General features: G+C 59.6%; 29 protein-coding genes, 1 other RNA gene and 1 riboswitch. Of the genes, 16 read left to right on the forward strand and 14 right to left on the reverse strand.

Annotation, left to right across the window (positions count from 1 at the left end):
• Positions 1-40 precede the first annotated feature (40 nt).
• From QPC17_RS00505 to nrdI, 4 genes are all read right to left on the reverse strand, one after another.
• A complete protein-coding gene (locus QPC17_RS00505; RefSeq protein ID WP_070448271.1) occupies positions 41-1261 on the reverse strand; it encodes an ATP-binding protein in 1221 nt (406 codons plus the stop codon).
• A 215-nt stretch (positions 1262-1476) separates the two neighbouring features.
• Entirely contained in the window at positions 1477-2505 is a 1029-nt protein-coding gene (gene nrdF, locus QPC17_RS00510) for a class 1b ribonucleoside-diphosphate reductase subunit beta (protein ID WP_016664111.1), read from the reverse strand.
• Positions 2506-2617: 112 nt separating this feature from the next.
• Positions 2618-4792 carry a class 1b ribonucleoside-diphosphate reductase subunit alpha gene (gene nrdE, locus QPC17_RS00515; RefSeq protein ID WP_016664110.1) on the reverse strand — a complete coding sequence of 725 codons (2175 nt, stop codon included), beginning with the start codon at positions 4790-4792 and terminating at the stop codon, positions 2618-2620.
• Positions 4789-5298 carry a class Ib ribonucleoside-diphosphate reductase assembly flavoprotein NrdI gene (gene nrdI / locus QPC17_RS00520; RefSeq protein ID WP_016664109.1) on the reverse strand — a complete coding sequence of 170 codons (510 nt, stop codon included), beginning with the start codon at positions 5296-5298 and terminating at the stop codon, positions 4789-4791. The genes nrdE and nrdI overlap by 4 nt, the downstream gene beginning before the upstream one ends.
• A 231-nt stretch (positions 5299-5529) precedes the next feature.
• Between nrdI and QPC17_RS00525 the strand changes: the two genes are divergently transcribed.
• From QPC17_RS00525 to QPC17_RS00535, 3 genes are all read left to right on the forward strand, one after another.
• A complete protein-coding gene (locus tag QPC17_RS00525) occupies positions 5530-5814 on the forward strand; it encodes a transposase (protein WP_016664108.1) in 285 nt (94 codons plus the stop codon).
• Between the two features lie 41 nt (positions 5815-5855).
• Positions 5856-6665: an IS3 family transposase gene (locus QPC17_RS00530; protein ID WP_068539522.1), complete on the forward strand. Its 810-nt coding sequence runs from the start codon at positions 5856-5858 to the stop codon at positions 6663-6665.
• 135 nt (positions 6666-6800) lie between these two features.
• A complete protein-coding gene (locus QPC17_RS00535) occupies positions 6801-8666 on the forward strand; it encodes a phosphoenolpyruvate carboxykinase (GTP) (protein WP_285347345.1) in 1866 nt (621 codons plus the stop codon).
• Between the two features lie 112 nt (positions 8667-8778).
• On the opposite strand, the gene QPC17_RS00540 is transcribed toward QPC17_RS00535, so the two are convergent.
• The 5 genes from QPC17_RS00540 to QPC17_RS00560 all read right to left on the reverse strand — a co-directional run bounded on the left by QPC17_RS00540 (position 8779) and on the right by QPC17_RS00560 (position 11488).
• On the reverse strand, positions 8779-9351 hold the full coding sequence (locus QPC17_RS00540) for an NADPH-dependent FMN reductase (RefSeq protein WP_019174205.1): 573 nt from the start codon (positions 9349-9351) through the stop codon (positions 8779-8781).
• 170 nt (positions 9352-9521) lie between these two features.
• Positions 9522-10127, reverse strand: a complete 606-nt coding sequence (locus QPC17_RS00545) for a hypothetical protein (protein WP_285347346.1) — start codon at positions 10125-10127, stop codon at positions 9522-9524.
• 24 nt (positions 10128-10151) lie between these two features.
• Positions 10152-10269: riboswitch (SAM riboswitch) on the reverse strand.
• An 84-nt stretch (positions 10270-10353) separates the two neighbouring features.
• Positions 10354-10617, reverse strand: a complete 264-nt coding sequence (locus QPC17_RS00550) for a DNA polymerase II (RefSeq protein WP_068539459.1) — start codon at positions 10615-10617, stop codon at positions 10354-10356.
• 191 nt (positions 10618-10808) lie between these two features.
• Positions 10809-11018: a hypothetical protein gene (locus tag QPC17_RS00555; RefSeq protein WP_285347347.1), complete on the reverse strand. Its 210-nt coding sequence runs from the start codon at positions 11016-11018 to the stop codon at positions 10809-10811.
• Between the two features lie 77 nt (positions 11019-11095).
• Entirely contained in the window at positions 11096-11488 is a 393-nt protein-coding gene (locus QPC17_RS00560) for a peptidase dimerization domain-containing protein (protein ID WP_285347348.1), read from the reverse strand.
• Between QPC17_RS00560 and QPC17_RS00565 the strand changes: the two genes are divergently transcribed.
• The 6 genes from QPC17_RS00565 (at position 11463) to QPC17_RS00590 (ending at position 16571) form a co-directional block, all read left to right on the forward strand.
• Entirely contained in the window at positions 11463-13016 is a 1554-nt protein-coding gene (locus QPC17_RS00565) for a DNA primase family protein (RefSeq protein WP_285347349.1), read from the forward strand. The two genes, QPC17_RS00560 and QPC17_RS00565, sit on opposite strands and share 26 nt — an antisense overlap.
• Positions 13017-13152: 136 nt before the next feature.
• A complete protein-coding gene (locus tag QPC17_RS00570) occupies positions 13153-13431 on the forward strand; it encodes a VRR-NUC domain-containing protein (protein ID WP_256881568.1) in 279 nt (92 codons plus the stop codon).
• Complete coding sequence (locus tag QPC17_RS00575) at positions 13412-14773, forward strand: DEAD/DEAH box helicase (RefSeq protein WP_285347350.1); 1362 nt, start codon at positions 13412-13414, stop codon at positions 14771-14773. The genes QPC17_RS00570 and QPC17_RS00575 overlap by 20 nt, the downstream gene beginning before the upstream one ends.
• A complete protein-coding gene (locus QPC17_RS00580) occupies positions 14770-15234 on the forward strand; it encodes a hypothetical protein (protein WP_042406075.1) in 465 nt (154 codons plus the stop codon). Before QPC17_RS00575 ends, QPC17_RS00580 begins: the two co-directional genes overlap by 4 nt.
• Before the next feature lie 155 nt (positions 15235-15389).
• Complete coding sequence (locus QPC17_RS00585) at positions 15390-15767, forward strand: HNH endonuclease (protein WP_014320314.1); 378 nt, start codon at positions 15390-15392, stop codon at positions 15765-15767.
• A 246-nt stretch (positions 15768-16013) separates the two neighbouring features.
• Complete coding sequence (locus QPC17_RS00590; RefSeq protein WP_083200670.1) at positions 16014-16571, forward strand: terminase; 558 nt, start codon at positions 16014-16016, stop codon at positions 16569-16571.
• On the opposite strand, the gene QPC17_RS00595 is transcribed toward QPC17_RS00590, so the two are convergent.
• The gene (locus QPC17_RS00595; protein WP_062614261.1) at positions 16572-17801 is read right to left on the reverse strand and encodes an MFS transporter; all 1230 of its coding nucleotides are present in this window, start codon (positions 17799-17801) and stop codon (positions 16572-16574) included. It abuts the gene before it with no gap.
• A gap of 92 nt (positions 17802-17893) precedes the next feature.
• On the opposite strand from QPC17_RS00595, the gene QPC17_RS00600 reads away from it, so the two are divergent.
• From QPC17_RS00600 to QPC17_RS00630, 7 genes are all read left to right on the forward strand, one after another.
• Complete coding sequence (locus tag QPC17_RS00600) at positions 17894-18571, forward strand: TetR/AcrR family transcriptional regulator (RefSeq protein WP_065422052.1); 678 nt, start codon at positions 17894-17896, stop codon at positions 18569-18571.
• 100 nt (positions 18572-18671) lie between these two features.
• A complete protein-coding gene (metK, locus tag QPC17_RS00605; protein ID WP_285321654.1) occupies positions 18672-19853 on the forward strand; it encodes a methionine adenosyltransferase in 1182 nt (393 codons plus the stop codon).
• Positions 19825-21075: a site-specific DNA-methyltransferase gene (locus tag QPC17_RS00610; protein ID WP_070493635.1), complete on the forward strand. Its 1251-nt coding sequence runs from the start codon at positions 19825-19827 to the stop codon at positions 21073-21075. The genes metK and QPC17_RS00610 overlap by 29 nt, the downstream gene beginning before the upstream one ends.
• A gap of 147 nt (positions 21076-21222) precedes the next feature.
• On the forward strand, positions 21223-21408 hold the full coding sequence (locus tag QPC17_RS00615; RefSeq protein WP_285347351.1) for a cell division protein: 186 nt from the start codon (positions 21223-21225) through the stop codon (positions 21406-21408).
• A complete protein-coding gene (locus QPC17_RS00620; RefSeq protein WP_014320309.1) occupies positions 21405-22055 on the forward strand; it encodes a hypothetical protein in 651 nt (216 codons plus the stop codon). Before QPC17_RS00615 ends, QPC17_RS00620 begins: the two co-directional genes overlap by 4 nt.
• 215 nt (positions 22056-22270) lie before the next feature.
• Complete coding sequence (locus QPC17_RS00625; RefSeq protein WP_014320308.1) at positions 22271-22558, forward strand: Nmad4 family putative nucleotide modification protein; 288 nt, start codon at positions 22271-22273, stop codon at positions 22556-22558.
• Between the two features lie 33 nt (positions 22559-22591).
• Positions 22592-22762, forward strand: a complete 171-nt coding sequence (locus QPC17_RS00630; protein ID WP_285347352.1) for a hypothetical protein — start codon at positions 22592-22594, stop codon at positions 22760-22762.
• A 9-nt stretch (positions 22763-22771) separates the two neighbouring features.
• On the opposite strand, the gene ffs is transcribed toward QPC17_RS00630, so the two are convergent.
• The 4 genes from ffs to QPC17_RS00650 form a co-directional block, all read right to left on the reverse strand.
• Positions 22772-22867, reverse strand: an RNA gene (gene ffs, locus QPC17_RS00635) — signal recognition particle sRNA small type.
• Between the two features lie 89 nt (positions 22868-22956).
• Positions 22957-23748 (reverse strand): ABC transporter ATP-binding protein, encoded by a 792-nt coding sequence (locus QPC17_RS00640; RefSeq protein WP_062614264.1) that lies wholly within the window; start codon positions 23746-23748, stop codon positions 22957-22959.
• Positions 23749-23752: 4 nt separating this feature from the next.
• Positions 23753-24742 carry an ABC transporter substrate-binding protein gene (locus QPC17_RS00645; protein ID WP_285347525.1) on the reverse strand — a complete coding sequence of 330 codons (990 nt, stop codon included), beginning with the start codon at positions 24740-24742 and terminating at the stop codon, positions 23753-23755.
• Between the two features lie 22 nt (positions 24743-24764).
• Entirely contained in the window at positions 24765-25787 is a 1023-nt protein-coding gene (locus QPC17_RS00650) for a FecCD family ABC transporter permease (RefSeq protein WP_068539440.1), read from the reverse strand.
• Positions 25788-25949: the final 162 nt, after the last annotated feature.

The raw sequence follows: 25949 nt of genomic DNA on the forward strand, positions 1-25949 counted from the left end.
CGGTACCGGTCATGTTGGTATTCAGGCTAGGCGATGACACCTAGCTGTGCAACGGTGAGGGCTCGACAAGCCACTCGATAATGTTTTTGTGTTGGATCCCGTCGCGGCTCATGTCGAACTGGTCCATGCTCAGCACGGTTTTCGGGAAGTTGTCGGTAACCCCGCGAAAGGCACCGAACTCGCGGTCGACGGTGTTTTGGCTGCCGAGCAGGTAACTCACCTGGAAGTACTCAGTGTCGGAACCTTTGCGGGCGATGAAGTCAATCTCGCGCGCGCCGGCTCTTCCGACACTTACCTCGTACCCGCGCGCAAGCAGCTCCACGCACACGATGTTTTCGAGGGTCAGCTCAATGTCGGCCTGGTTCGAAAGGCCGAGCGTTTCACGAAAACCGTGATCCACCGCATAGTACTTCTCAGTTGCCCGAAGCCTCGCCTTCCCCGCAATGTCAAAGCGCGGAACCCGATAAATCAAGAAAGCGTTCACGCAAAACTCAAGGTAGTTCAACACGGTATCAACCGAAACGGTGCGCCCCTCGCTTTTGAAAAAACGCACCAGTGACTGCGCCGAGAAGGTTTTTCCAATATTTGCGAAGCAGTAACCGACGATGCGGTGAAAAATGTCGACGTCGCGGATCTGGTGATACTCAATCACGTCTTTGAGCACAACCGAGTTGTACACCGAGTCAAGGTAGTCGAGCGAGGGTTCCCGGTCGAGGTTGAAGTATTTCAACGCCGGGAAACCGCCGAACTGCACAAAGTGCTGGAAGCGTTCGCTCAGTGTGCGGTCGCTTTGGCGGTGCAGCTCGACAAATTCCGCAAACGAAAACGGTTGGATCAAGAACTCAACGTAGCGACCGGCAAGATGTGTGGCGAGATCACCGGAAAGCATGCGCGAATTCGACCCGGTGACATAGATATCTGCGTCATAGTCGACGCGGATCGCGTTGATGGCTTTCTCCCAGTCGGCGACCTGCTGAATTTCGTCAAAGAAGAAATACGCGCGGGTGTTTTTGTTGAGGTTTTCGGCTTCGATGCGCCGTAGCAGCGCCGCTGCGTCTGTGATGTGAAGCCCGTCAGCGGACTCAAAATTCATCGCAAACACTTGTGGATCAGCGCTGCCCGCGCGAATCACTTCTTGCAGCTGCTGCAGAATCGTAGATTTGCCGCAGCGACGCACACCGGTGAGCACCTTCACGAGGGGTTTGTCGATAAAGGGCTGGATCCGCGAAAAGTATCTCGGGCGTTCAATGATTCTGTCCACCACAAACCTCCCTGTTTTGTCGAGTATAGTCGACAAGCTGCTACTTTGCGGAGGTTTTGTCGATCATAGTCGACAAGAATCGCGCTGGCTCGGGCACAAAACAGCGCACCGCGGGAAGGTTGCCGGCGTGTGCCAGCGTCCAACCCGCGGTGCGCTATTCGGACGGTGCGGCCCGAATCGAGCCGCTGAGCCCTCGAGCCGTTAAGCCCTTGAGCCTAGAAGTCCCAGTCGTCGTCGGTGGTGTCTTCGCCCTTACCGATGATGTAGCTCGATCCTGATCCACTGAAGAAGTCGTGGTTTTCGTTGCTGCCAGGTGACAGCGCCGCGAGAATCTCAGGGTTCACTTCGGTCTCTTCAGCGGTAAACCGCGACGGGTAACCGAGGTTCATCAGCGCCTTGTTCGCGTTGTAACGCACGAACACGGCAACGTCGTCCATCAGGCCGAGCGGCTCGTACAGCTCACCCGAGTACTGCAGCTCAAGCTCGTAGAGCTCTTCCAGCAGGTCGAAGGTGAACTTGCGCATCTCTTCCTGACGCTCTTTGCTCTGCGTCTCGAGTCCGCGCTGGTACTTGTAACCCGAGTAGTAACCATGCACTGCCTTGTCACGCAGAATCAGGCGGATCATGTCTGCGGTGTTCGTCAGCGTCGCGTGCACCGAGAAGTGCAGCGGCAGGTAGAACCCTGCGTACAGCAGCAGCGACGACAGCAGCGTCGAAGACACTTTACGCTTGAGCGGATCATCGCCGTAGTAGTGGTGCAGCACCTTCTTGCAGCGTTCCTGCAGCAGATCGTTGGCAACTGCCCAGCGGTAGGCGTCGTCGATTTCCGGGGTGCTCGTCAGCGTTGAGAACACCGAGGAGTACGAGCGGGCGTGCACCGACTGCATGAACGCAATGTTGGTGTAGACGGCCTCTTCGTGTTCGGTGCGGGAGTCTTGGATCTGCACGATCTCACCGACAGTTGCCTGCACGGTGTCGAGCATGGTCAGACCGGTGAAGACGCGCATCGTGAGGGTGCGCTCTTCCTGGGTCATTTTCTGCCACGCGGGGATGTCGTTTGACAGCGGCACCTTCTCTGGCAGCCAGAAGTTCGCGGTCAGACGGTTCCACACCTCGAGGTCTTTGTCGTCGGTGACGCGGTTCCAGTTAATGGGGCGCAGCCGCGCTGCCGGGTCGTGGCGGTACGACGGCGGGGTGACCGAGATCTCTTGCAGCGGGCGGTCGGTGTTCAACGGATCAGTCATAGTTCAATAAAGCTCTTTCACTAGTGGTGTCTGGTGGTCAGTGCGCGGAGTGCGCGGACGGCGCGCGGTGCGCCCGCGCGCAGCACGGGCGCACACGCGGGCGCGAACGCGACTACAGCGCGCAGGAAACGCAGCCTTCGATCTCGGTTCCCTCGAGCGCGGGCTGGCGCAGGCGGATGTAGTACAGCGTCTTGATGCCCTTGCGCCACGCGTAGATCTGCGCGCGGTTGATGTCGCGAGTGGTCGCCTCGTCTTTAAAGAACAGCGTGAGCGACAGACCCTGATCCACGTGCTTGGTCGCAGCAGCGTAGGTGTCGATGATCTTCTCGGCGCCGATTTCGTAGGCGTCTTCGAAGAACTCGAGGTTGTCGTTTGTCATGTGCGGAGCCGGGTAGTACACGCGGCCGAGCTTGCCCTCTTTACGAATCTCAATCTTCGAGGCGATCGGGTGGATCGAAGCCGTCGAGTTGTTCACGTAGCTAATCGACCCGGTCGGTGGCACCGCCTGCAGGTACGCGTTGTAGATACCGTGTTCGCGGATCGACTCGCGCAGCTGTTCCCAGTCCGCAACCGTCGGCAGCGCAACTCCAGCCTCGGCGAAGAGCTCACGCACCCGCGCGGTTTCTGGCACCCACTCCTCGGCCGTGTAACGGTCGAAGTAGCTGCCGTCAGCGTAGTCGCTCTTCTCGAAGCCCGCGAAGGTCGCACCGCGGTCAATCGCCAGCTGGTTCGAAGCGCGCAGCGCGTGGTAGGTCACCGTGCGGAAGTACGCGTCGGTGAAGTCAATTCCCTCTTCGCTGCCGTAGTGGATGCGCTGCGAAGCGAGGTAGCCGTGCAGGTTCATCTGGCCGAGGCCGATGGCGTGTGACGCACGGTTACCCTCGGCAATTGACGGCACCGCCTGAATGTCGGTCTGATCCGACACACTCGTCAGCGCCCGCACCGCAATCTCAACGGTTGCGCCGAAGTCCGGGCTGGCCATTGCCTGCGCAATGTTCAGCGAGCCGAGGTTGCACGAAATGTCGTGACCGATCGTCTCGTACCCGATTGCGGCGTCGTACTCAGAGGCGGTGTTCACCTGCAGAATCTCCGAGCACAGGTTCGACATGTTGATGTGCCCCTCGAGCGGGTTCGCACGGTTCACAGTGTCTTCGAACAGCACGTACGGGTAGCCCGACTCGAACTGCAGCTCAGCGAGGGTCTTGAAGAACTCGCGCGCGCTGATCGTGGTCTTGCGGATCCGCGGGTTCGCGACGAACTCGTCGTAGCGCTCGGTGATTGACTGATCCGAAAGCGGAATACCGGTTTCGCGAAGCACATCGTAGGGGCTAAACAGGTGCATATCTTTGTTCTGCTTAGCCAGTTCGAAGGTCACATCCGGAATCACAACCCCAACCGACAGGGTCTTAATGCGGATCTTCTCGTCAGCGTTTTCACGCTTCGTGTCGAGGAACCGCATAATGTCGGGGTGGTGCGCGTGCAGGTACGCAGCGCCTGCGCCCTGGCGAGCGCCGAGCTGGTTCGCGTAGCTGAAGCTGTCTTCGAGGATCTTCATCACGGGAACAACACCGGAAGCCTGGTTCTCGACCTGCTTAATCGGGGCACCCGCCTCGCGGAGGTTTGACAGCAGCAGCGCCACGCCGCCGCCGCGCTTGGACAGCTGCAGCGCAGAGTTAACGCTGCGGCCAATCGATTCGAGATTGTCTTCAACGCGCAGCAGGAAGCACGACACGAGCTCGCCGCGCTGTTTCTTACCCGCGTTCAAGAACGTCGGAGTTGCCGGCTGGAAACGGCCCGAGAGGATCTCGGTGACCGTCTTCGAAGCCAGTTCCTCGTCACCCTGACCGAGGAACAGCGCCGTGGCAACAACTCGCTGCTCGAAGTTTTCGAGGAAGAGGCTGCCGTCGAAGGTTTTCAGCGCGTAGGAGGTGAAGAACTTAAACGCACCGAGGAAGGTCTGGAACTTGTGCCCGAAAGCGTCGGCCTGTTCGTGGAGGCGCTCGACGAAGTCCTTGTCGTAGGCGCGCAGGTATTCGGCTTCGTAGTACTCGTTTTCGATCAGCCACTCCAGGCGTTCCCACACCGAAGCGAACTGCTTCGTGTTCGGGATGACCTGCTGGTTCAGGTAGGCCTCCGCCGCTTCGTGATCCTTGTCAAACTGGATCGACCCGTCCGCCGCAAACAGGTTCAGCTGGGCGTTGAGCGCGTGGTAGTCCTTCCGCTCGCCGACCCCGCCAACCCGTGCAGTGTTGGGGGTGGTTGTTTCTGATGGTGTGGCGATCGTCATGCGACGTCCTCCTCATTTGCTTCTGCTTCTAATGTGTTCTGTCGTGCCCAAAATTCGTCTAAACCAGCCTTGACTCGAGCAACGTCGCGGTTGGTGCCAAGAAGTTCAAAGCGGTACAGCTCAGGAACTTTGCACTTGGCTGAGATGATCGGTCCTGCGATGCAGTAGTGCTCACCGAAGTTGGTGTTCCCCGCGGTAATCACGCCGCGGATCAGCGCGCGGTTTGCAGGATCGTTCAGGAACGTAATCACCTGCCGCGGCACCGCCCCGGCCTGCGCTCCGCCGCCGTAGGTCGGAACCACGAGCACGTAGGGCCTGGTCACTCGGATCATTCCCTCTGTGCGCGGTCGGAGTGGGATCCGCACCGCCGGGCGCTCGAGCTTCTCGACGAAGCGGAGGGTGTTCTCCGAAACGCTCGAGAAAAACACCAGGTCAGGTGAATCTTGCCCCTCGAGCACTCGCACCTCCGCGACGCTTCGTGTTCGGCCTTCCCTGCGTTCACTCATCAGCATGTTCTCCTCTCAGCATTTGCACCTCAGCAATCCCACCCCTACATCTAGTCCTGACCCACGTTGCGGGCACCACATATAGTGTTTAGCACGAATAATCTCACAAATCTACGACACGCCGAAGTACAGACTACGTCATACCGAACCTGGAGTGCTCTAGGTTTTTAGGTCCAGGTGACTTGAGTGTTGTCCATTGATGCCCTGCCTGTGGGTGGGGAGAATGGATGAATGGTGAAGAAATTCAGCAAGCATACTCCCGAGCAGATTGTTCGTAAGCTCGATAGGGCGCGGGAATTGAAGGAATCGGGATCAACTACAGCTCAGATCCTGACCACGTTGGGGATTAGCGAAGCCACGTTGAACAGGTGGCAGGCTACCTATGGGGCGATGACCAAGAGCGAGGCGAAAGAGCTCCAGCGCCTGCGCGAGGAAAACACGCGCCTCAAACGCCTCCTAGGTCAGGCAGAGCTGGAAAAGGCTGCGTGGAAAGAATTGTCGGAGGGAAACTTCTAAGCCCAGCTCGCCGCCATGATGCCGTCTGGCATCTGGTCGGGATGGGCTACTCCCAAAGACTTGCCTGCCAGATTGTTGGGCTCTCTCGCAGTGCTTACCGGCGCGCTAGGACCCGCGAGAACAAGCCGGATAAGTACGCGGACCTACGGGCGTGGATGCACGACTTCGTTAAGGATCATCGCCGGTGGGGACACCGGCGCGCCTGGAGAACCGCCCTCGCCGAAGGGTACGGGATATGCCGCGAGACTTTCCGCAGGATCTGGCGTGAAGAGGGCTTGCGTGTCTTGCCTAGGAAGAAGCGCAAGCGTCTAGCTGCCGATACCCATCGTGATGTTCCTGCCGGCCAGTACCCGAACGACGTGTGGGCGTTGGACTTCCAGTTCGATTCAACCTGGCACGGCAAGACAATCAAAATCTGTAACATTATCGATGAATACACCCGCGAACACCTCGCCTTCACGGTCGACAAGAACATTAACGCGGTCTCGGTGACCGAACTCCTTGACGTGGCTTGTCTGGAGCACGGCGGGCGCCCGCGGGTGATCCGGATGGATAACGGGCCCGAGTTCATCGCTCATGCGCTCCAGGAGTGGGCAGCCGAGGATGAGACGATCCAGGCATTCATCCCACCAGGCCAGCCCTGGCATAACGGGTTCGTTGAGTCTTTCCATAACCAGATGAGAGACGAACTCTTGGAGGACAACAGTATCGAGAATCTCGAGCATGCCCGCCTACTCGTGGCCCAATGGTCATCACGTTACAATAACTTCCATCCGCATTCCTCACTCGGCTACCTCAGCCCACGGAAATACGCGGAACAATGGAAACAAGAAAACACGGTCAACACTTAAACCGAGTGGGCCTAATTCTTAGGCCACTCCAAACCCAAGACTCAAAGGGGATACTTATGGTGCTGTCAGACTCGACGTACTACGGTAGAGATCACAAGTGAGACCCGGAAACTAAAGAATGAATGAGGGCGCCTGGTGACCGCATCAAAGCAATTTCAAGTTCCTCCAGAGATTCACGTGGAAAGCGTTCGCGCTTTTGTGAGCGAGTGGGCAGAGATCACCAATCCTGAAAAGATCGAGCTCGTCTCAGCAGCGGATGACGCCAGGCTGCTCGAAGAGGCCATCGCCGCCGGCGAAATGCTGCGCGCAGGCAAAGGTCGCTACTACTCACGGTCACACCCGAAAGACACCGCCCGCACCGAAGAGCGCACCTTTGTCGCCACGGCTGACGAGGCGGATCGCGGGCGCTACAACAACTGGCGCCACTCAAGCGAGGTCAAACCGCTGCTGACGAGCCGCATGCGCGGCGCTTCGGCGGGTAAAACCATGTACGTGGTGCCGTACCTGATGGCCCCTCCCGGCACCCCGCTTGCGAACTTCGCGCTCGGAGTTGAGCTCACCGACGACCGCAACGTGGTGCTGCAGATGATCCGCATGGCCCGCGTCGGAATTGAGCACTTCGACGGTGTCAGCGACCAGGACTTCTTCGTGCGCGGTGTGCACGTCACCGGTGACCTGACCGCGCTGCAGCAGGGCACCGACTCCGACGAGCGGATGTTTGTGACCGTCGCAGACGAGCGCACCATTTTGCACTTCGGCTCCGCGTACGGCGGCAACGCGCTGCTTGGTAAAATCGCCCACGGTCTGCGCCAGGCGTCCTACGACGGTTACGCCTCAGGGAAGTTCCTCGCGGAGCAGTTCCTGCTGCTTGGGATCCACGACCGTGAAACCGGCGTCACCACGCACGTGTGCGGCGGCTTCCCGAGCGCGTCAGGGAAAACCAACCTCGCGATGACGCTGCCGCCAAACGGACTTGGCGACCGCTACCGCGTTGATTTTTACGGCGACGACATCGCCTGGATGTGGGTTGACGACGAAGGGAAACTCCGTGCCATCAACCCCGAAAACGGTGCCTTCGGTGTCGCAAAAGACACCAACGAGGGTTCCAACCCCACCGCGATGGCGGCAATCGCTGAGGGATCGGGCACGATCTTCACCAACACCGCCTACAACGAAGTCACCGGCGAGGTGTGGTGGGAGGGTCTCACCCCCGAACCCCCGGCCGACCCGGCAGGGTGGCTCGACTGGACCGGCGCGAAAATCACCGACCGCACCGCCGAGCAGCAAAACGAACCGTGGGCGCACCCGAACAGCCGCTTCACGATTCCGCTGGAGCGCATCCCGAACCTCGGCGAAGACGTCTCCAAACCCGAGGGCGTGGTCGTTGACGCGATTATCTTCGGTGGCCGCACCCGCGATCGTGAACCGCTGATCCGCGCAATCGACAACCTTGTTGATGGCGTCTACGACGGGCTGACACTCGGCGCCGAGGCGACTTTCGCAGCGGACGGGCTTGACGGGCAGCTGCGTTACGACCCGATGTCGATGCGTCCGTTCTTCTCGTACTCCGAGGGTCGCTACACCGAACACTGGCTTAAAGTGCTCGGGCAGCTGAAAGAGACGCCGATGTTTGCCCACGTCAACTGGTTCCAGCGCGAACCCGAAACCGGTCGTTACCTGTGGCCGGGCTTCCGCGAGAACCTGCGCGCGCTGAACTGGCTCACACAGTACCGCGACGGCAAAGTCAAGGGACGCAAAACCCCGATCGGCGTGCTCCCGCTTGTTGAAGAGCTCGACTTTACCGGTCTCGAAATCGACGCGGCGGATCTCGACAAACTGCTGCGGGTTGACGTTGAACGCTGGCTGCAGGAAACCGATCACCGCGCTGAGCACCTGCGCGAGCTGCCCGATATGCCGCGCGAAATCTGGGACGCACACGAGGCGCTTGTCGAGGCGTTGCGGGCCGAGGCGGCAACTGACGCAGGGGGCGCAGACAGCTAGCGCCTGCGCCACCGCGCGGCCGCGGCGACACAAAACTGCCACACAACAAACGAGGGGGAAACCGAAACGTGTTCGGTTTCCCCCTCGCCTTTGGGTTACGCGCCCGCGAAAACTAATCGCGGCTGGTTTTTTCGATCAGCTCAGCGAAGCGGTCAATGTATTTCTGCAGGAACTCAACGGTTGACTCGCGGGTGATCTTATCCCCGTCACCGAAAAGCTCAGGCGACTGCGACAGGAACACCTCGGGCTGGCCAAGCGTTGGCATGTCGAAGTAGGAAAGCGCAAGGCGCAGGTTCTTCTGCGACGAGTACCCGCCCATGCGTCCAACAGAGTGGCTCACAATTCCCGCCGGGAGTCCCTTCCACGCAACGTCGGCGTTGGGTTTCGACCCAATATCCACCGCGTTTTTCAGGCACGCCGGGATGGTGCGGTTGTTCTCCGGGGTCACAAACAGCACCCCGTCAGAGGCCTTAATCGTCTCGCGGAACTCCGTGTACTCCGCCGGCACCGGCTTGTCGGTGACCTCTGGGTCGTCGTAGTCGAAATCGTACAGCGGCAGGTCGCGGATCTCCACGATCTTCGCCTCGTACCCCTCAGGGAACATCGGAATCAGGTTGTGCGCAATCTTACGGGCAAAGGAGCCACGACGCAGGCTCCCAACAATCACACTCACGCGCTTCGTCATACGTTTCACTCTCTTTTCTCTATTTCAACTGTGGATCATGCACCGCGATCCGCGCCCTCATACGCCACAGACTCGCGCGGCGCGAGCTGCCGGTCGCTGCCCCAAGCCGAGCAGAACCGGCACTCGCTCACGAGGTCAAGCCTATGTTAACAATTCCGCGATTGCGAACCTCATGAGTAACCGAAGCTCCGAGCACCAAGCGCGGCCTGGTGCTCCCGGAACTTGCGGGGATCCAAGCCACTGGCTTTCAACTCTTTCGCGCGCTCCGGGTAACCAAACACCGACGGCAGTTCGCCCTGCGCAAGTTTCGCCCGGCTCTCCACCCGGACCTGCGAGTTGGGGTGGACGAAGCCGTGCGGTTCGTACTCGAAAAGCGCCCAGCACCACGCAAACGCCTCGCCCTTCGTGAGCCCGGCCCAGCGCCCCTCGGTGATCAGCGAATCAGCGTCGGGCATCGCGTACGCCTGCTCAACCCGCGCGCTCCCCTCTTCACGGAGGGTCTCAGCGGTGATCCGCTCTCCTTCTTCGCCGGCGCGAACAGCGTCAGCTGCCGCGGCCTCGATCAGTGCGGCGAAGTCGTCAAGTGACAGCGTGGCGCCGTTGTCACCGCCAGCGAATGCAACCGGCGGGTGCTCGCGCAAGATCTTCAGCAGCGACGCTCTCACGCGGTTCCCGAAACGAGTGCCGGGTTTGACCCCAGAGTAACCAAGCCCGATCCGGCTCCACCAGTCTTGGTCGGTCTCAAATGAAAAATGATGTGCAGACACGGAGCTCACGCCCCTTTCTTGGGGCAAGCGCCCCATCGAATCTTGCTCCATGAGATTTCATGAAGCCCGTTCTTCCCCTGGGACACCCGGGAATCGATGGATTCGGGTTGTCGCGTAACCGGCCAGGTACCTACGGTTACGGCTCTTGAACGTGGAAGTGATCGTAGCACACAAAACGATCCGCTGTCACGGGTCGCCTTGGTCGCCTTGGTCGCCTTGGTCGCCTTGATGAGGGCTACATCGCGTCGATGAGATTCCGAACGGCCTGCGAGATGCTCGTGCTGTGGGAGTGTGCGTAGTGTTCGAGTTTCGCGCGGCGCGCAGCATCGAGCCGCACAGTCACCGGGCGCACATCGGTTCCGACGCTGACGGGTCGACCGGGGCGTGACGGGCCGAGGTGGTCGCCGGTGTATCCCGCTTCGGATTCGTCCTCTGCCGCCCAGCGCTCAATTTGCTCATCGGTGAACTCAACCCCGTTTACATCGGTGTACGTGCTCATGACGCTACCTCCTTGCTCCAAGGCCTACCTCGATCAGAACTTTCTTTGTGGCAGGCATTGCGTGATAGATGAACCAACCATCCGGTTCGTCTTCCACTGCGACATATTCCAGGAGTCGGCCTGCGCCGTCGGCGCCCACACCATTTATTTATGTAAGACATAATTAATCTAAGGCGTAAACGGGCCTGTGTCTAGCGGTCGAGCCAGTGCCTTGTGGCGAGCACAAGCGCTGCAACACCGCGCTGCAGCGTCGGATCGATGACGGGTGCGTAGTGCGGTGAGTGGTTCGACGGCACATCGGTGTGGACCGTTCCCGCCGCCTCCGCCGCGGCGTACTCCGCGGCGTCGTGACCGCCGAGCATCCAGTACACAAGCGGCACCCCAGCGGCTGTGGCGAGCACTCCGACGTCTTCGCTTCCGGAGAGCGCGCCGGGTGCGAAAAACGCGTCCTCCCCGAAGGCGTCAACAAAGACCGCGTTCAGTTCCTCCGTGATCTCCGGGTCGTTATAGGTGACCGGGAACGGTCACCGAACTCAATCTTCGGTGGCCTTGGAGCGTTTGACGCCGCGGCCTCGGCCTCGATGACGCGCTGGATTCCCGCAACCAGGCGCTCGCGCACGGTCTCGCTGAAGCTGCGGACGCTCAGCCCGAGCGAGGCGGACTCCGGGATGATGTTGTTTTTGCTCCCGGCCTCGATCCGCCCGACAGTCACAACCGCGGTGTCACGCGGGCTGATCTCCCGCGACACCACGGTTTGTAAACGCATCACCGTGGCCGCCGCCATCACCACCGGGTCGATCGTTGTCTCCGGTTCCGAGCCGTGACCGCCCCTGCCGGAGGCGGAGGTGGAGTCGATCTGGCGGTCGGCCACCCGGTTCGCCAAGACGGTCGAGAACCAGCCCGGGTATGTGCCACCAGAGGATTTTGAGGCGAGCCTGGATTCGGTACGCCCCGCCGATTACAGCGACGTCGGCCAAGCCCACGCCCTATCCAAGGCGTACCCGGACTCGCTGCGCTACTCGGAGGCCACCGACTGGCTCGTCTATTACGACGGTGTCTGGTACGAATCCGCTCCCGCTGGCCAAGCCGTCGCCCAGGAGCTCACCGAACGCCAACTGGCCGAGGCCCACGAGCTGCTCGAAGACGCCAAAGACCAGCTCGCCGCCACGGGGGCTGCCATGTTGTTGGCGTCGATGTCGAAGGCGAAAGCCCAGGCCATGTTCAACGCCGCCCAACAGGAGGCGTTCGCCGCGTTCGAGGACGCGAAAACCTATGCGGCCTACGCGCTCAAACGCCGAGAATCACGCGGGATCACCAACTGCCTGAAAGAAGCCCGCCCCATGCTGCTGACCACCCCTGAGCAGCTCGATGCCGACCCGTATCTGCTCAACGCCCCATCAGGCACCTACGATCTGCGCCACGGGACCATGTCGCGCCACGACCATGATCCGGCGGATCTGGTGACCAAGCAGACCAGCCTCGACCCGGGCGCCGACGGCGCGCACCTGTGGCAGGAAGCCCTCGAGGTGTTCTTCCAAGGCGATGCCGAGCTCATCGCCTACGTGCAGCGCATCGTCGGCCTTGCTGCGATCGGGCAAGTCTTCGTCGAAGCCCTCGTCATCGCTTACGGAGATGGTCGCAACGGCAAATCGACGTTCTGGAACACCATCGCCAGAGTCTTAGGCACGTATGCAGGCAACATGAGTGCTGATGTGCTCACGATCGGTGGGATGCGCAACGTCAAACCGGAGCTGGCTGAGGCCAAAGGCAAACGCCTCATCATCTCTGCCGAATCCGAAGAAGGCGTGCGCATGTCCACCTCCGTGGTCAAGCAGCTGGCCTCCACCGATCAGATCTACGCGGAGAAGAAGTACAAGGCACCGTTTGCCTTCACCCCCTCGCACACCTTGATTCTCTACACGAACCATCTGCCCAGGGTGGGTGCGATGGATGCGGGCATCTGGCGCAGGCTCATCGTCATCCCCTTCGAAGCGAAGATCGAAGGCACATCCGATATCAAGAACTACGCCGACTACCTCTACACGCAGGCAGGCGGGGCGATCCTGGCCTGGATTATGGAGGGCGCGCGCCTCATCCACGCCGAGGACTACCACCTCAAGGCTCCTGCCCGAGTTGTGGAGGCATCAGCGGCGTATCGGGAAGAGAACAACTGGTTCGCTCAGTTCCTTGACGCCAACTGCGACCTTGACCCTGGGCTGTCGGAACGGGCCGGGGATCTGTATCAGGCCTATCGGGCGTGGGCGATGTCGACCTCTGGGTGGGCGCGTCCCATGGTCGATTTCAACGCCACCGTCGAACACCACGGCTTCACACGCAAAAGAACGATGCACGGCATGTTCGTCCACGGTTTGGCCTTGAAGAACGAGTTCGACATCTAAGCCAGACGGGCCTTATGACGACCTATGACGACCCATATGTGAGTTTGCTATAGGGCAGAAAATATAGCCCTTAGGAAAAGTCCATATCGCATCGTCATAGGTCGTCATGGGCCTCTCACAAGAGAGGACATGAACCATGAACGAGCAAGCAATCGAACAGCACTTGAAGCAAGCCGTTGAGGCGATTGGTGGCCTGTGCTGGAAATTCACCAGCCCCGGTACCGCAGGGGTTCCAGACCGCATCTGCATTCATCGCGGACGCGTCATCTTCGTCGAACTCAAAGCCCCCGGATGCCTTCCACGCCCCATCCAACGCCGCCGCATCCACCAACTCACAGACCACGGCATGGACGTGGTCGTCGTTGACAACATTGACGCGATCCAGGGGGTGGCTGATGCGCTACGAGCCGCATGACTACCAACGACAGGCCACCGCCTTCGTTGAAGACCATCCGCAGGCCGCGATCCTGCTCGGGATGGGCCTGGGCAAGACGGTGATCACCTTGACGGCAATCTGGAATCTGCTGCTGGACTCCTTCCAGGCCCGCCGCGTCCTTATCGTGGCACCCCTGCGGGTCGCCCGCGACACCTGGCCTGCCGAGGCCGCCAAATGGGACCACCTGGCAGGGCTCACCATCGCCGTCGCCGTCGGGTCCAAGGCCCAGCGGGTGAATGCGCTTGCCGCCGAGGCGATGGTGACCGTTATCAACCGCGAAAACGTGCCCTGGCTGGTGCGCCACCTCGGCAACACGTGGCCGTTCGACATGGTCGTCATCGACGAGTTCTCCAGTTTTAAGAATCATCGGGCGCAACGGTTCAAAGCACTCGCCTCCGTGCGGCCACGTCTCACCCGGATCGTGGGGCTGACCGGCACGCCCGCAGCCAATGGGCTGATGGACCTGTGGGCGCAGTTCCGTCTCCTTGATGAAGGCCAGCGCCTCGGCAGGTTCATCACCCACTACCGCAACCGCTGGTTCGTACCCGATCGGCGAAACGGCCAGCAGATCTTCACCTACAAGCCCGCACCCGGTGCCGAGGACGAGATCTACGAGGCGATCAGCGACATCACCTTGTCGATGCGCACCACCGACTACCTGCGCCTGCCCGAGCTGACGGTCACCACGAAGCTCGTCGACCTCGAACCGAAGGAGCTCAAAGCCTACGAGCGGTTGCGAGATGAGATGGTGCTCGACCTCGACGGGCAGGTCATCGATGCCGCGAACGCCGCAGCACTGTCAGGCAAGCTGCTACAGCTGGCCTCCGGTGCGATCTACGACGAGGACGGCAACACCGTGGTGGTGCACGACCGCAAGCTCGACGCGCTCGAAGACCTCGTGGAGGCGGCCAACGGCCAGCCGCTGCTCGTGGCGTACTGGTTCAAACACGACCGTGAGCGCATCACCGAACGCCTCCCGCAGGCCCGCGAGCTGAAAACCAGTACCGACATCAAAGCGTGGAACGCCCGCGAGATACCGCTGGCGCTCATCCACCCGGCCTCAGCCGGACACGGGCTCAACCTCCAGCAAGGCGGCAACCTCCTGGTCTGGTTCTCCCTGACCTGGTCCTTGGAGCTCTACCAACAGACCAACGCAAGGCTCTACCGCCAGGGACAAGACCAGCCGGTGACGATCACCCACCTGGCCGCAGACCACACCCTCGATGAGGCGGTACTGGCCGCGCTGGACAACAAAGACATGACACAGGCTGCGTTGATCAATGCGGTCGCCGACACTCTGGGAAAGCAGGCACACTCATGAACGACCACCCCATCTGGGACTACTTCGACTACCGCAAAGCCGCCATCGGCGTCCTCCAGGACTACGCAACCCAAGCTGTCATTCTCCAGCAAGGCGACGGGTACGCCAACGAGCTCAAAGCCTCACTGACCTCAATCGGCTCACCCCGATTCGACGGCCTGCCACGGGGCAACAACCGGCACGCCGGTGAAGCGAGAGTCTGCTCGATCCTCGACAACCTCGACGCGCTCAAAGCCCGCAACCAAAAAGCGCAGGCCTACATGGATTGGTTCAACCCGGCCTGGGAAAGCCTCAGCGACGATGACCGGCTGGTCCTCGAGGTCTTCTTCCTCGACGACCTCTCCGCCGAGGACGCCGCCGTCAAAGTCGCCGAACACTTCTACGTCGAACGCAAGACTGCCTTCGCCAAGAAGCAGCGCGCCCTTGCCCGCTTCGCGCGTCTCTTGTTCGGCAGAGACTGAAGCATTGGCGCGCATGAGTGTCGCAAAGAGGGGATGACTTTCAGGGTGTGCCTGTCGCATGCTGTAAGTGGTTGAAAAGTAGGTCCCGACCCCCAGACGAATCATCACGGTTCGTCTGGGGGTCGTTGCCATGAACGACAAGGGTGGTGAGACGGATGCCTTTCAAACCCAAGCGCCCGTGCTCCCAGCCCGGCTGCCCCGAGCTGACCGAGACGCGGTTCTGCCCCGAGCACGCCCGCGCCGAGGACACCCGCTACCGGACCTACCAGCGCGACCCGAAGATCAACCGACGCTACGACCACCGGTGGCGAAAGATCCGCGCGGCCTACGTCGAAGCCCACCCGTTGTGCGAGGACTGCCTGGCCCGTGGCCGGTACACGCCCGTGGCTGAGGTCCACCACGTGATCCCGCTCGACCACGGCGGCACCCACGACGAGTCGAACCTGCGCAGTCTGTGCAAGCCGTGCCACTCGCGCCAGTCCGCGCTCGATGGCGACCGGTGGCGGCAAGCCCCTCGGGTCTACAGCTACTAAAAAGGGCTGTGTGCCCGCCTGTCGCGGCCTCCCTGCCGACCCTCACCTGTGCCAACCTCGACCCCGTTCGCCCGGCACGAGGCGACGTGGCGCGCTTGCCGAGGGGGTGGGGGCGAGCGGATCTCCACAGCTGGGCTGCTCCTCAGCGGGCGGGGCCAACCGTACACAAAAAGACCGAATCAAACAGGGTATTAACCCCCAAGCCCTCCATCACCGGGCTAACCGCCTGGAAGGAGGCGAGATTTCATGGCGAAAGACGGAACACTGCGCGGCGGACGCAGAGCAGGCTCAGGTGCGAAGCCCACACCTGCGTTTGAGAAGATCACCGAAGGCAAAGACGCACGCGTCCTCCACATCGCGTCGCTCGACCCACCAGATCTGGAAGCGGGCGGGGATCTTGAAGGTAGCGTAATGCCAGAACCTTCGGCTTATTTGGCGGCTGTGCAGCGTGATGGTAACCCTTTGGGTGCTGACGTAATCTACCGCGATACCTGGAACTGGCTCAAGGAGCGCGGCTGCGAAAAACTCGTAGCTCCACGGTTGATTGAGGCTTATGCGCAGAATTTTGCTCGGTTCATTCAATGCGAAGAAGCAATCTCCGATTTTGGCCTGTTGGGTAAGCATCCGACCACGGGGGCGGCTATCGCGTCCCCATTCTTGGCCATGTCTCAGTCGTTTAGCAAGCAGGCGAATACGCTCTGGTACGAGATTTTCGATGTGGTCAAAGCCAACTCGCTGGTGGACTACTCGGGGCCGACTCCTGCGGATAACGTGATGGAACGGCTACTTCAGGCACGCTCATAGTTATTGGCGTAGTGCGGGTGCGGTGTGGGCGTAGATGACGACCACTGCAATCAAGGCGATACAGACGGCGAAGGGTGCCAGCGGGTTCCACCCGTAAAGGGCGGTCGAAGCCAGCGGGGCAATCGCGTACGCCAACCCATTATTAGCGTTAATGATGCCAGCCACTGCGCCTTGCTCATCTGCACTCATCTTCAAGGTTGGGCCAGTGTTGTACCCGGGCATCGCCAGTCCCATACCTACCCCCAGCACGATACACCCGACAACCAGTAAAGCGTGCGAGGAGGTAGGCCAAATGAGCACAGTTGCAACTAGTGTAATGGTCAGACCAGTACGTAAAAGCTTCGCTGCTCCCCACCCTGTCTTTGGAGCAATCACCGCTTGGGCAATGATCATGGTCACGCCCATGATGGTCAGGTAAATCGCGGAAATACCTGCGGTCGCAGTTGCCGACAGGGCGAAGCGGTCTTGGACAGTGAATCCAAAAATCGTAGCAACAGAAGAAAACACAAGAAACATTACCAGACCAGTTGCTAGCCAGGGAGCTACACGCGGATCAGTGAAGCGAATCCGTTGAGGCTTTGCAAAAAGTTGCCCTTGGCTTTGAGGTGCGAAACTCACCAAGAGAACAACCAGACCAATCACCATCACAACGGGCATGACCACCAAGGGCAAGAGCAGGCCACCAGCAGCGGCTAACACACCTCCAGTAACACCTCCAACAATGGAGGCCATCCCTTGAGCCGCTCCAATCATGCCCAGTGCTTTTACCCGCCCGTTCTCGCTGGCAGCATGCGTGACCAGGTGGGCTTGCGCGGTCGGGGCGATCGCTGAAATCCCTCCGCCATAGAGCAAACCACGAGTGATCACAACACCAAAAACTAGTCCGACACCGCCAACTACCTGGTTCATCCCCAGGTAGGAGACAATACCGAAGGCGCTCAAAGCGATGATCGCGATCACAAGCCCGGCAGCGAGTACACGTTTAGCGCCGAAACGTTGGGAAGCTCGCCCCCAATAAGCACTCAAGCTCGCTAGTACAATCGCTGCCAAAGAGATAGTGGCGCCAATATGCCATTCCCGCAATCCGATCTGTCGTGACAGTGGCGCGATGATCGGATTGAGAATCATTTGCCCCATAAAGGCGAGAAAAACGATTCCCACTACCAGGTTCGCTTGCGCTCCTGGATCAATAGAACTCTGTGTCGGCTTATTACTACGAGGGTCAGGCATCACTACACTCCATTACTAGAACACTGTTTCACTTAGGGGTATTGTAGAATGGTGTTCTAGTAAGGGTCAAGGAATAAGTTAAGGGTCACCTTATGAACACTGTGCTAACGGGGCGAAGGGCTGGGCTATCACGCGAGCTGATTGTCAAACAAGCTGTACAGTTAAGCGCGATCAGTGGCGTTGAGGGATGGTCAGTACGGGACATTGCCCGTGAACTGGGCGTGGTTCCCTCAGTGATTTATCATTATTTTCCAAACAAGGAAGCCATTTGTGATGCTGTTGTAGACCGGGTATGTGTCGGGATTGAAGTTCCCGACCCGGACCTTGAATGGAAAGCCTGGTTTCGAGCTATGGCTCACAATCTACGCCCCGCATTGTTAGCATATCCAGGGATTACCGACAGGTTCGCGCGGGGCAAGTTCACTGAACAGTTTTTGCCGATGATCGATGGAGCCTGGGCCAAACTACAAGAAGCTGGGTTTGGTGACAATTCGCCTGTGGCCTACACAATTATCGCGAACTCGATCATCCACACGATCGGAGCGAGAAACCTGCGCGCATCCAATCAAATCCAACCTCGCCACAACCTGCACGAAATGCTTGTCAGGCTTGAGCCTATGATGGCTCAATCTGTTGGACTGACCAGTATTGTCAACTCTTACCTGGAGCCTCTCTCACACCTTGATGAAGAAGAAGCGATGTCCGAGGAATACTACGACCTCGTCATCGATGTGATCCTAGACGGCATCGAACATACCCTGCTGCCTTAACTCTGACCCACTTCTCAATCATCGTCTTAGTGAGCGCCCGCACAGCTGGCGCTCACTTTTTTATTCCCACCCCATATCAATTTATGAAAGCGAGTTGTATATGTCGTTGAAAACCGCTGAAAGCGTGCGCGCCGGGCACCCGGACAAGCTGTGCGACTACATCGCCGACTGCATTTTGGATCGTGCCCTCTACGAAGACCCTGCCGCCAGAGTGGCTGTCGAAGTGATGGCAATCAAAGCACGCATCTATGTCGCTGGCGAGATCACCTGCAAGGCAAAGCTTGAGATTCCGATGCTGGTACGCGCAGCGCTTGAGCATGTGGGTTATGATCCGCGCCGGTTCCGCATCCGCGCCAAAATTCACTGCCAATCGAGCGATATTGCTGGCGGGGTCGATAAATCTTTAGAAGCACGCCACGGTGATACGAGTTCTCACGTAATGGTTGGTGCTGGCGATCAAGGCACCGTCTACGGCTACGCCACAGCCGAGAGCGAAGAACGACTCCCGTTGCCACTGGTTTATGCTCACCGGATCTGCAAGCGTCTCGATCAAGCATTCACAGACGGCAAGATTCCAGAGCTCGGCCCGGACGGGAAAGCCCAGGTCACTGTTGAGTATGACGGCGAAACCCCTAAACGTATCGCCACGATTGTGGTCTCGGTCCAGCACAAGCCAGGCATTAACGTGGAGGATTTCAACCAGCGTCTGATTTCGCTGGTTATCTCGGCGGCGTGTCGCGAGATCGAAATCGACGAACACACCGAAATCCTGATCAACCCTTCAGGGCGTTTCGTCGAGGGTGGCCCTGCCGCAGACACTGGGCTGACTGGCCGAAAGCTCATGGTCGATACCTACGGCGGGCTTGCACCCCATGGTGGCGGGGCGTTCTCGGGTAAGGACCCCTCCAAGGTCGACCGGACGGGCGCGTACATGGCGCGCCTGATCGCGAAAACCGTGGTGGATGCGCGCCTGGCCGAAGAATGCCACGTCGCTATCTCCTATGCGATCGGTAAGGCCGACCCGGTCGCGTTCCACATCGACACCTTCGGCACAGGTCAGCACTCGGACTGGCTGCTCACCGACGCCGCCCAGGCGATCTTCCCGCTGCGACCGGCCGCGATGATCGAACGCCTCGGCCTTAGAGCCCCCATCTACGCGAAGCTTGCCACCTGCGGGCACATGGGCCATGGCCTGAGCGAGTGGGAATGGACACTGCCATATGCCGACAAGCTCAGAGAAGAGGTGACCCGCCGTGCTCATCAAGCAGCTACCCATCAGTGAGCTCAAGCCCGCCGACTACAACCCGCGTAAGGACCTAAAACCGGGAGATCCAGAATACGACAAGCTCAAGCGCTCGCTGGCGGAGTTCGGGTATGTCGAGCCGGTGATCTACAACCACACCACCGGCCACGTCGTCGGCGGCCACCAGCGCCTGAAAGTGCTCGCCGACCTGGGCCACACTGATGTTGACTGCGTGGTCGTCGAACTGGACGAGACCCGCGAGAAGGCCCTGAACGTCGCATTGAACAAGATCAGCGGCGACTGGGACGAGTCCAAGCTGGCCCTGCTCATCGCCGACCTGGACGCGGCCGACTTTGATGCCGAGCTCACCGGCTTCGACGATGACGAAATCGCCCAAATGATTGGCTCCCTCGACGATGACGAGGTCACCGATGACGGCTTTGATCTCACCGCCGCTCTCGAGGCCGCCTCCTTCGTCCAGCGCGGGGACATTTGGACTGTCGGCAGGCACCGCCTGGTCTGCGGGGACGCCACCAACGCAGACGATGTCGCGGTGCTCATGGATGGCAAGAGCGCGAACCTGGTGCTCACCGACCCGCCCTACAACGTCGCCTTCGAGTCCTCCGATGGGCTCACGATCAAGAACGATGCGATGAAGGCCGACTCCTTCTACGAGTTCCTGCTCACCGCGTTTACCAACATGGCGGGCGTTCTCGACAAGGGTGGGTCGGCGTATGTGTTCCACGCCGACACCGAAGGGCTGAACTTCCGCAAAGCGTTCATCGACGCCGGGTTCAAACTCTCCGGCTGCTGCATCTGGGTCAAAGACTCCCTTGTCCTGGGACGCTCGCCGTACCAGTGGCAGCACGAACCAGTGCTCTACGGGTGGAAGCAAGGTGCCAAGCACAAGTGGTTCGCTGACCGGAAACAGACCACGATCTGGAACTTCGCCAAGCCGCGAAGGAACTCCGACCACCCGACCTCCAAGCCGCTGGACCTGCTGGCTTATCCAATCCGCAACTCAACCCAAACCAACGCGATCATCCTCGACACCTTCGCTGGCAGCGGTTCGACCCTGATGGCCGCCGAGCAGACCGACCGCATCGCCTACCTCATGGAGTTGGACGAGAAGTACGCCTCGGTGATCCTGCGCCGCTACGCCGAGGCGACCGGGGACGCGGCCGGGATCACCTGCCAGCGAGGCGACACCCAATACGCCTACCTGGATGTGGTCAAACAGGTCGACCGCGACCGCGAATAAAACCCCGGAAATGCAGGCAAAACAGGGGCGTGAAAATGAGCCGTTGATGAGGGCAAAAACGACTGGATAAGCGGAAAAACGTATGGCTGTATGTACATGACCGAAAGCACCCCCACACCTGGGGGAACCGAGCGAAAAGGACTGGTCATGAGTGAATTACACATCGAAATCAGCGAGCTCATCGCAGCCGGAGTCAACGTCTACGACCCCGAGGAAACCCTGCGGGTTGCCAGAGCTCGCGGCTACCAGCTGGTGGTGCGCGTGATCGAATACGACCCGACGCGTTTCCTCACCATGGTGGCCGCCTGGTTCGAGAAGGAGGTCGTGGCATGAGCATCCTCGCCTTCACCCCGCACAAAACGGGCAGGAAAAAGCTCGCCCAGCTTCTCGCCGATCACCTTGGCACCGAGGCCACCTATCTGGGCACGCCCTCGTTTGCCTACCAGATCGCAGACGCCACGCTGGATCGGGACTGGACCCTCTACCTGCCAGATGGTATCGAGGCGCAGGCCGTGCTCGAGTCCGCACACAAGGCGGGCTTTGAAACCGCCGACCCGGGCGAGGTGGCGTTGACGGTCACGATGCCCACCACCGGGTGGAGTGAGCGCACTCGCGCCAACCTCGAAGCGCTCCTAGCGGCCAAAGGGCCACTGATCGCCAAGGCCCTGGGCATCCCGGCCACACCCGTGCAGTTCAACGATGACGAGACCGTCTCGTTCCCGTGGTGTGAGTCGATTACGCCGGAGACGGCACGCGAGGCGGTGATCCCGCTTGTGGCAAAGCTCTGCCAGCGCGCCCAGGAGGCAACCCGGATCCGATCCACGCCGCCTGCACCGGGCAATGACAAGTACACGATGCGCTGCTTCCTGCTCTCCCTGGGCTTCATCGGCCCCGAACACAAGCAGGCACGCCGCATCTTGCTGGCAGGCCTGGAAGGCGACGCCGCCTGGCGCACCCCGGCAAGCAGGAAGGAGAACTGACGCATCAATCGCAACGCCTGACCTGCTGGCACCCGGAAACCCTGCCACGAGCGGGGTTTCCGCTCATCACAAGCCTTGTTTCTCCATGGTTTTCTTAAGTGCTGTAGATCCCAAAAAATAGTGCCTGATCTGGGCAAATACGACTGGATAAGCGCCCGCACCTATGGCTGTATGTACATGACAAAAGAACAGCCCCTCAGGAAAGGACAACAGCCATGAACACCACCGAGAAGCTCACCACCGAAGCCCTGCAGATGCGCGTCGACTCCTACGGGGCGATCCTCGCACACGGCGACTACACGCTGGCCACCTTCGCGACCTGGACCAAGAAAGACGGCTACGGCAACAGCGCCCAGGTCTACCGCCTCACCGAAGCCCCGATCGACGGCTTCGGCCCGAACGCACGCGGCCGCAGCGAATGCGCCCTGGAGCTCATCGCCGAGGCCGACCACCTTTTCGCAGACGCCGGACACGCCATCGCCTGGGCCCTGACCCAGATCTAACCCACACCCCACCAAGGCCAAGGAGGACCCGCGATGGACGCCACCCGGAACCTGATCACCAACCACCTGGAGATCCCCGCCGACGCCGCCCCGCACGGCGAGATCCAGGCAGCCGCCGAGATCCCCTTCAGCGCCCTCGACGAGCTCGCCGAGGAGGTCGGGGCTGAGAAGATCCCGGTCCACACGCTCAGCCGCATCGGCTGACACTACACCAAAGCCGATCCCTCACGTACCCGGCAGAGCTACCGTATCCTTGCTGCCTTCCGGCCCTGGGGAGGTTCGGGTGATACCGTCACGCGAGGGATCACGCCCAGTTTACTAAACCGCGCGGCGATTACAAAAGGTGGAGGCTTGCCGGCTGTTCGGTGAGGAGAAAGTGAGTGCCTGCCTGCAGGTTATCAACGGTTGAGGTGCAGCGGTTCCTGCAATGGCTTGAAGCTGAATTGTTTAGTGCCCGCATCGTTTACTTCGGTGGCGCTGACGCCGTAGACTTCGCGGATAAGTTGCGGCGTTAGGATTTCCGTCGGGTTTCCCTTGGTATGCAGGTGTCCGTTTTTGAGGATGATGGCGTTGTCGCAGTAGCGTGCAACGAGGTTGAGGTCGTGCAGGATAATAACGGCGGTGTCGCTGACTTTCCTGATGACACTGAGAATTTGGTGTTGGTATTTGACGTCCAGATGATTAGTGGGCTCATCAAGAAGGATGCATTTGCATTGTTGAGCGAGTGAGCGGGCGATGAGGACGCGCTGGCGTTCTCCTCCAGAAAGAGTGTGAACGTATCGGTCTTGGGCATAGCTCATTCCGACAGCTTCGAGGGCTTCGCGCGCAATTTTATGGTCGGTGGCGTTGTAGCCTTGGATGTCTTTGCGGTGGGGTGCTCGTCCAAGTAGCACGATGTCAATGACGCGGGTTTGGTCCATGTCTTGTTCGAATTGCGAAACGACCGCGATGCGTCTGGCAACTTGGCCTGGACTGAGTGTGCTCAGTGGATCACCGTTGATGGTGATTCTCCCCTCGGATAGTTTTTGCGCAGCGAATAGGGATCTCATGAGGGTGGTTTTTCCAGAGCCATTAGGCCCGGCGATTCCGAGGATTTGTCCTCGAGGTACCTCAAAAGAGACGTTGGTGAGGACTTGGTTGTCCCCAAACCGGACGCTAGCGTTTTCTATCTTGAGGGGAGAATCGCTCATCGGTTTATTTCCCTAGTTCCTTCAACTGCTTGGCTAGCTCAAGGGTGCCGTGTATTGCCGTGGGCGAGGCGTAGGCAGCAGCTGATTCGGCGTAGATGATGTTGCCGTTCTTCACGGCTTTCGTGTCGTTGTAGCCGGGAATTTTCGCGAGGCGTTCTAGGGAGCTTTCTTTTGTAGCCCCGCCCATGCCGGTGAGCACGATGATGACGTCGGGGTCTGATTTGACGAAAGCTTCAGGAGCAATGGGGCCTTGGTGTGGGTGGTAGTTCGGGTCAATTGCGGTTTCTAGGTTGAGGGTTTTGTTGATTTCTCCCACCACGCCCTGGTTGCCGTAGCTGAACAGCTCAGGATCTTCCCCGTAGTAGTAGGCGTAGGAAACTTTGCGTCCTTTACCGATTTTTTCGCTTCTGACTTGCTCAAGTTGGGCTTTGAGATCAGCAACCGTGGCGTCGGCTTTGTCTGACGTGCCCATGAGCTTGCCGAGCTGGGTCACTTCTGCCAAGATCGCGTCGAAGGACTCGTTTTCTGGTTGATCCGGGTAGAAGTAGGAGCATTCTGGTGCGTCAACGATGGCAGGGATGCCTTTCGCTGCGACTGCCTCAGGGCTTGAGTTTTCAGAGCTGAACCCGCCACCGTAGGCCAGGTCGGGCTCTAGTTTCAGCAGCGCTTCCATTGAGATGGACTCGTTGGAAAGCACGTCGATACTGTCTGCTTTTGAGCCAATCCACGCTGGTGGTTCTTCGCCCCATTCGTTGGCGCGGCCGATGATGGAGTCCTGCGCGCCAGCGGCGAACAGGTAGGCCAAGCCGGTTACACCCATCGAAACGGTTTTCTTCGGGTGAGTGTTGAAGGTTGTTTCTACTCCGCAGTTGTTGATGGTAATAGCGTCGTTTTCAGCGTTGGTGTTGGGATTATCAGTTTCTGAGCAGGCGGTTAGCGCGCCAGCGGCGAGCATAACGCCGAGAGTGCCGGCGATGATTTGTTTCTTCATCATCACGGGTTTTCCTTTCTGTTTTCTATTTGGAATATCTTTTGATTAGGGCCATTAGCATCGGAGTTCCTACAAGCGCGGTAAGGATGCCAATAGGTATTTCGGCGGGTCGGATTATGATGCGAGTGCAGGTGTCGGCTATGACAACTAGGAGTGCGCCGCACAAGGCGGCGATGGGTAGTGCGGCCCGCGTTGTGGAGCCAACCAGTTGTTTGGTGATGTGGGGAACCACAAGGCCAACGAAGCCGATTGCTCCGGTGAGGGACACGAGGACGGCAACGGTTAAGGCTACGACGAGGAACAGTAGGTTGCGGTAGAGGCGGGGGCTTGTCCCTAGTGAGATTGCTGTGTCGTCACCAAGGTTGAGTATGTCTACCCTCCTGCCCCATATTGCGAAGCAGGCGAGGGCGACAATGACCACCGCGGTGGCAAGTGCGGTGTCACCCCAAGTGGCATTGGATAGAGAGCCGAGCGTCCAGAACATGACTGATTTGGTTCCGGCAGCGTTTTTTGCCATGAGTGTGATCAGGCTGGTCAGCGCTGAAAACAGGTAGGTGGTTGCCATGCCAGCAAAAATGATGCGCGTGGGAGTGATTTTCCCACCGGCCGAGGCCAGAAGGGTGACGAGAATGATGGCTGCTAGTGCCCCAAGAAAAGCGCCGATGGTGACGCCCAGTGCGGATAGCACACTGCTGGAGGTGCCCAGAACAATTACGGCGGCCGCGCCGGCAGATGCACCCGACGAAATGCCGAGGATGTAGGGATCGCCCAGCGGGTTGCGTAAGAGTGACTGGGTGATGAGGCCGCATATGCCAAGTCCGGCACCAACTATTGCTCCAAGAACAGCGCGGGGGAATCGGACCTGCCCGATGATTTGGGTGTCAACGTCATTGGTGGGCGTGTGTAATAGGGTGGTTTTGATCCCTTCGAGCGCTGCGTATAGGGAGATGTCAGTGGCTCCTACGATTACCGCAACAACAAGGGCGCACACCAGCAGGATGGATAACGCGGCGGCTAGGACAAGGCGTTGATAGCGCTTAGTTAACATGGTGCGCTCATGCCTTTCATACTCGCACTACCTGTCGCAACATAACCCCCATGGATTTGCGTGGTCAGAGCAGTTCCGCCACTGACGTGGAGCAGATTTCCCTCAGATAAGCGGATCTGTTCTAGAAGCTGGGCATTGCCCGCGCATACCTCATTGCGCTGC

This window comes from Trueperella bernardiae, assembly GCF_030246965.1.
Taxonomy (GTDB): Bacteria; Actinomycetota; Actinomycetes; order Actinomycetales; family Actinomycetaceae; genus Trueperella; species Trueperella bernardiae.

Excerpts from the sequence above, each read along its gene's own strand:
- nrdF (WP_016664111.1), bottom strand. The coding sequence starts at position 2,505 with ATGACTGATCCGTTGAACACCGACCGCCCGCTGCAAGAGATCTCGGTC.
- nrdE (WP_016664110.1), bottom strand. The coding sequence starts at position 4,792 with ATGACGATCGCCACACCATCAGAAACAACCACCCCCAACACTGCACGG.
- nrdI (WP_016664109.1), bottom strand. The coding sequence starts at position 5,298 with ATGAGTGAACGCAGGGAAGGCCGAACACGAAGCGTCGCGGAGGTGCGA.
- QPC17_RS00525 (WP_016664108.1), top strand. The coding sequence starts at position 5,530 with ATGGTGAAGAAATTCAGCAAGCATACTCCCGAGCAGATTGTTCGTAAG.
- QPC17_RS00530 (WP_068539522.1), top strand. The coding sequence starts at position 5,856 with ATGGGCTACTCCCAAAGACTTGCCTGCCAGATTGTTGGGCTCTCTCGC.
- QPC17_RS00540 (WP_019174205.1), bottom strand. The coding sequence starts at position 9,351 with ATGACGAAGCGCGTGAGTGTGATTGTTGGGAGCCTGCGTCGTGGCTCC.
- QPC17_RS00550 (WP_068539459.1), bottom strand. The coding sequence starts at position 10,617 with ATGAGCACGTACACCGATGTAAACGGGGTTGAGTTCACCGATGAGCAA.
- QPC17_RS00570 (WP_256881568.1), top strand. The coding sequence starts at position 13,153 with ATGAACGAGCAAGCAATCGAACAGCACTTGAAGCAAGCCGTTGAGGCG.
- QPC17_RS00575 (WP_285347350.1), top strand. The coding sequence starts at position 13,412 with ATGCGCTACGAGCCGCATGACTACCAACGACAGGCCACCGCCTTCGTT.
- QPC17_RS00580 (WP_042406075.1), top strand. The coding sequence starts at position 14,770 with ATGAACGACCACCCCATCTGGGACTACTTCGACTACCGCAAAGCCGCC.
- QPC17_RS00585 (WP_014320314.1), top strand. The coding sequence starts at position 15,390 with ATGCCTTTCAAACCCAAGCGCCCGTGCTCCCAGCCCGGCTGCCCCGAG.
- QPC17_RS00590 (WP_083200670.1), top strand. The coding sequence starts at position 16,014 with ATGGCGAAAGACGGAACACTGCGCGGCGGACGCAGAGCAGGCTCAGGT.
- QPC17_RS00595 (WP_062614261.1), bottom strand. The coding sequence starts at position 17,801 with ATGCCTGACCCTCGTAGTAATAAGCCGACACAGAGTTCTATTGATCCA.
- QPC17_RS00600 (WP_065422052.1), top strand. The coding sequence starts at position 17,894 with ATGAACACTGTGCTAACGGGGCGAAGGGCTGGGCTATCACGCGAGCTG.
- metK (WP_285321654.1), top strand. The coding sequence starts at position 18,672 with ATGTCGTTGAAAACCGCTGAAAGCGTGCGCGCCGGGCACCCGGACAAG.
- QPC17_RS00615 (WP_285347351.1), top strand. The coding sequence starts at position 21,223 with ATGAGTGAATTACACATCGAAATCAGCGAGCTCATCGCAGCCGGAGTC.
- QPC17_RS00620 (WP_014320309.1), top strand. The coding sequence starts at position 21,405 with ATGAGCATCCTCGCCTTCACCCCGCACAAAACGGGCAGGAAAAAGCTC.
- QPC17_RS00625 (WP_014320308.1), top strand. The coding sequence starts at position 22,271 with ATGAACACCACCGAGAAGCTCACCACCGAAGCCCTGCAGATGCGCGTC.
- QPC17_RS00630 (WP_285347352.1), top strand. The coding sequence starts at position 22,592 with ATGGACGCCACCCGGAACCTGATCACCAACCACCTGGAGATCCCCGCC.
- QPC17_RS00640 (WP_062614264.1), bottom strand. The coding sequence starts at position 23,748 with ATGAGCGATTCTCCCCTCAAGATAGAAAACGCTAGCGTCCGGTTTGGG.
- QPC17_RS00645 (WP_285347525.1), bottom strand. The coding sequence starts at position 24,742 with ATGATGAAGAAACAAATCATCGCCGGCACTCTCGGCGTTATGCTCGCC.
- QPC17_RS00650 (WP_068539440.1), bottom strand. The coding sequence starts at position 25,787 with ATGTTAACTAAGCGCTATCAACGCCTTGTCCTAGCCGCCGCGTTATCC.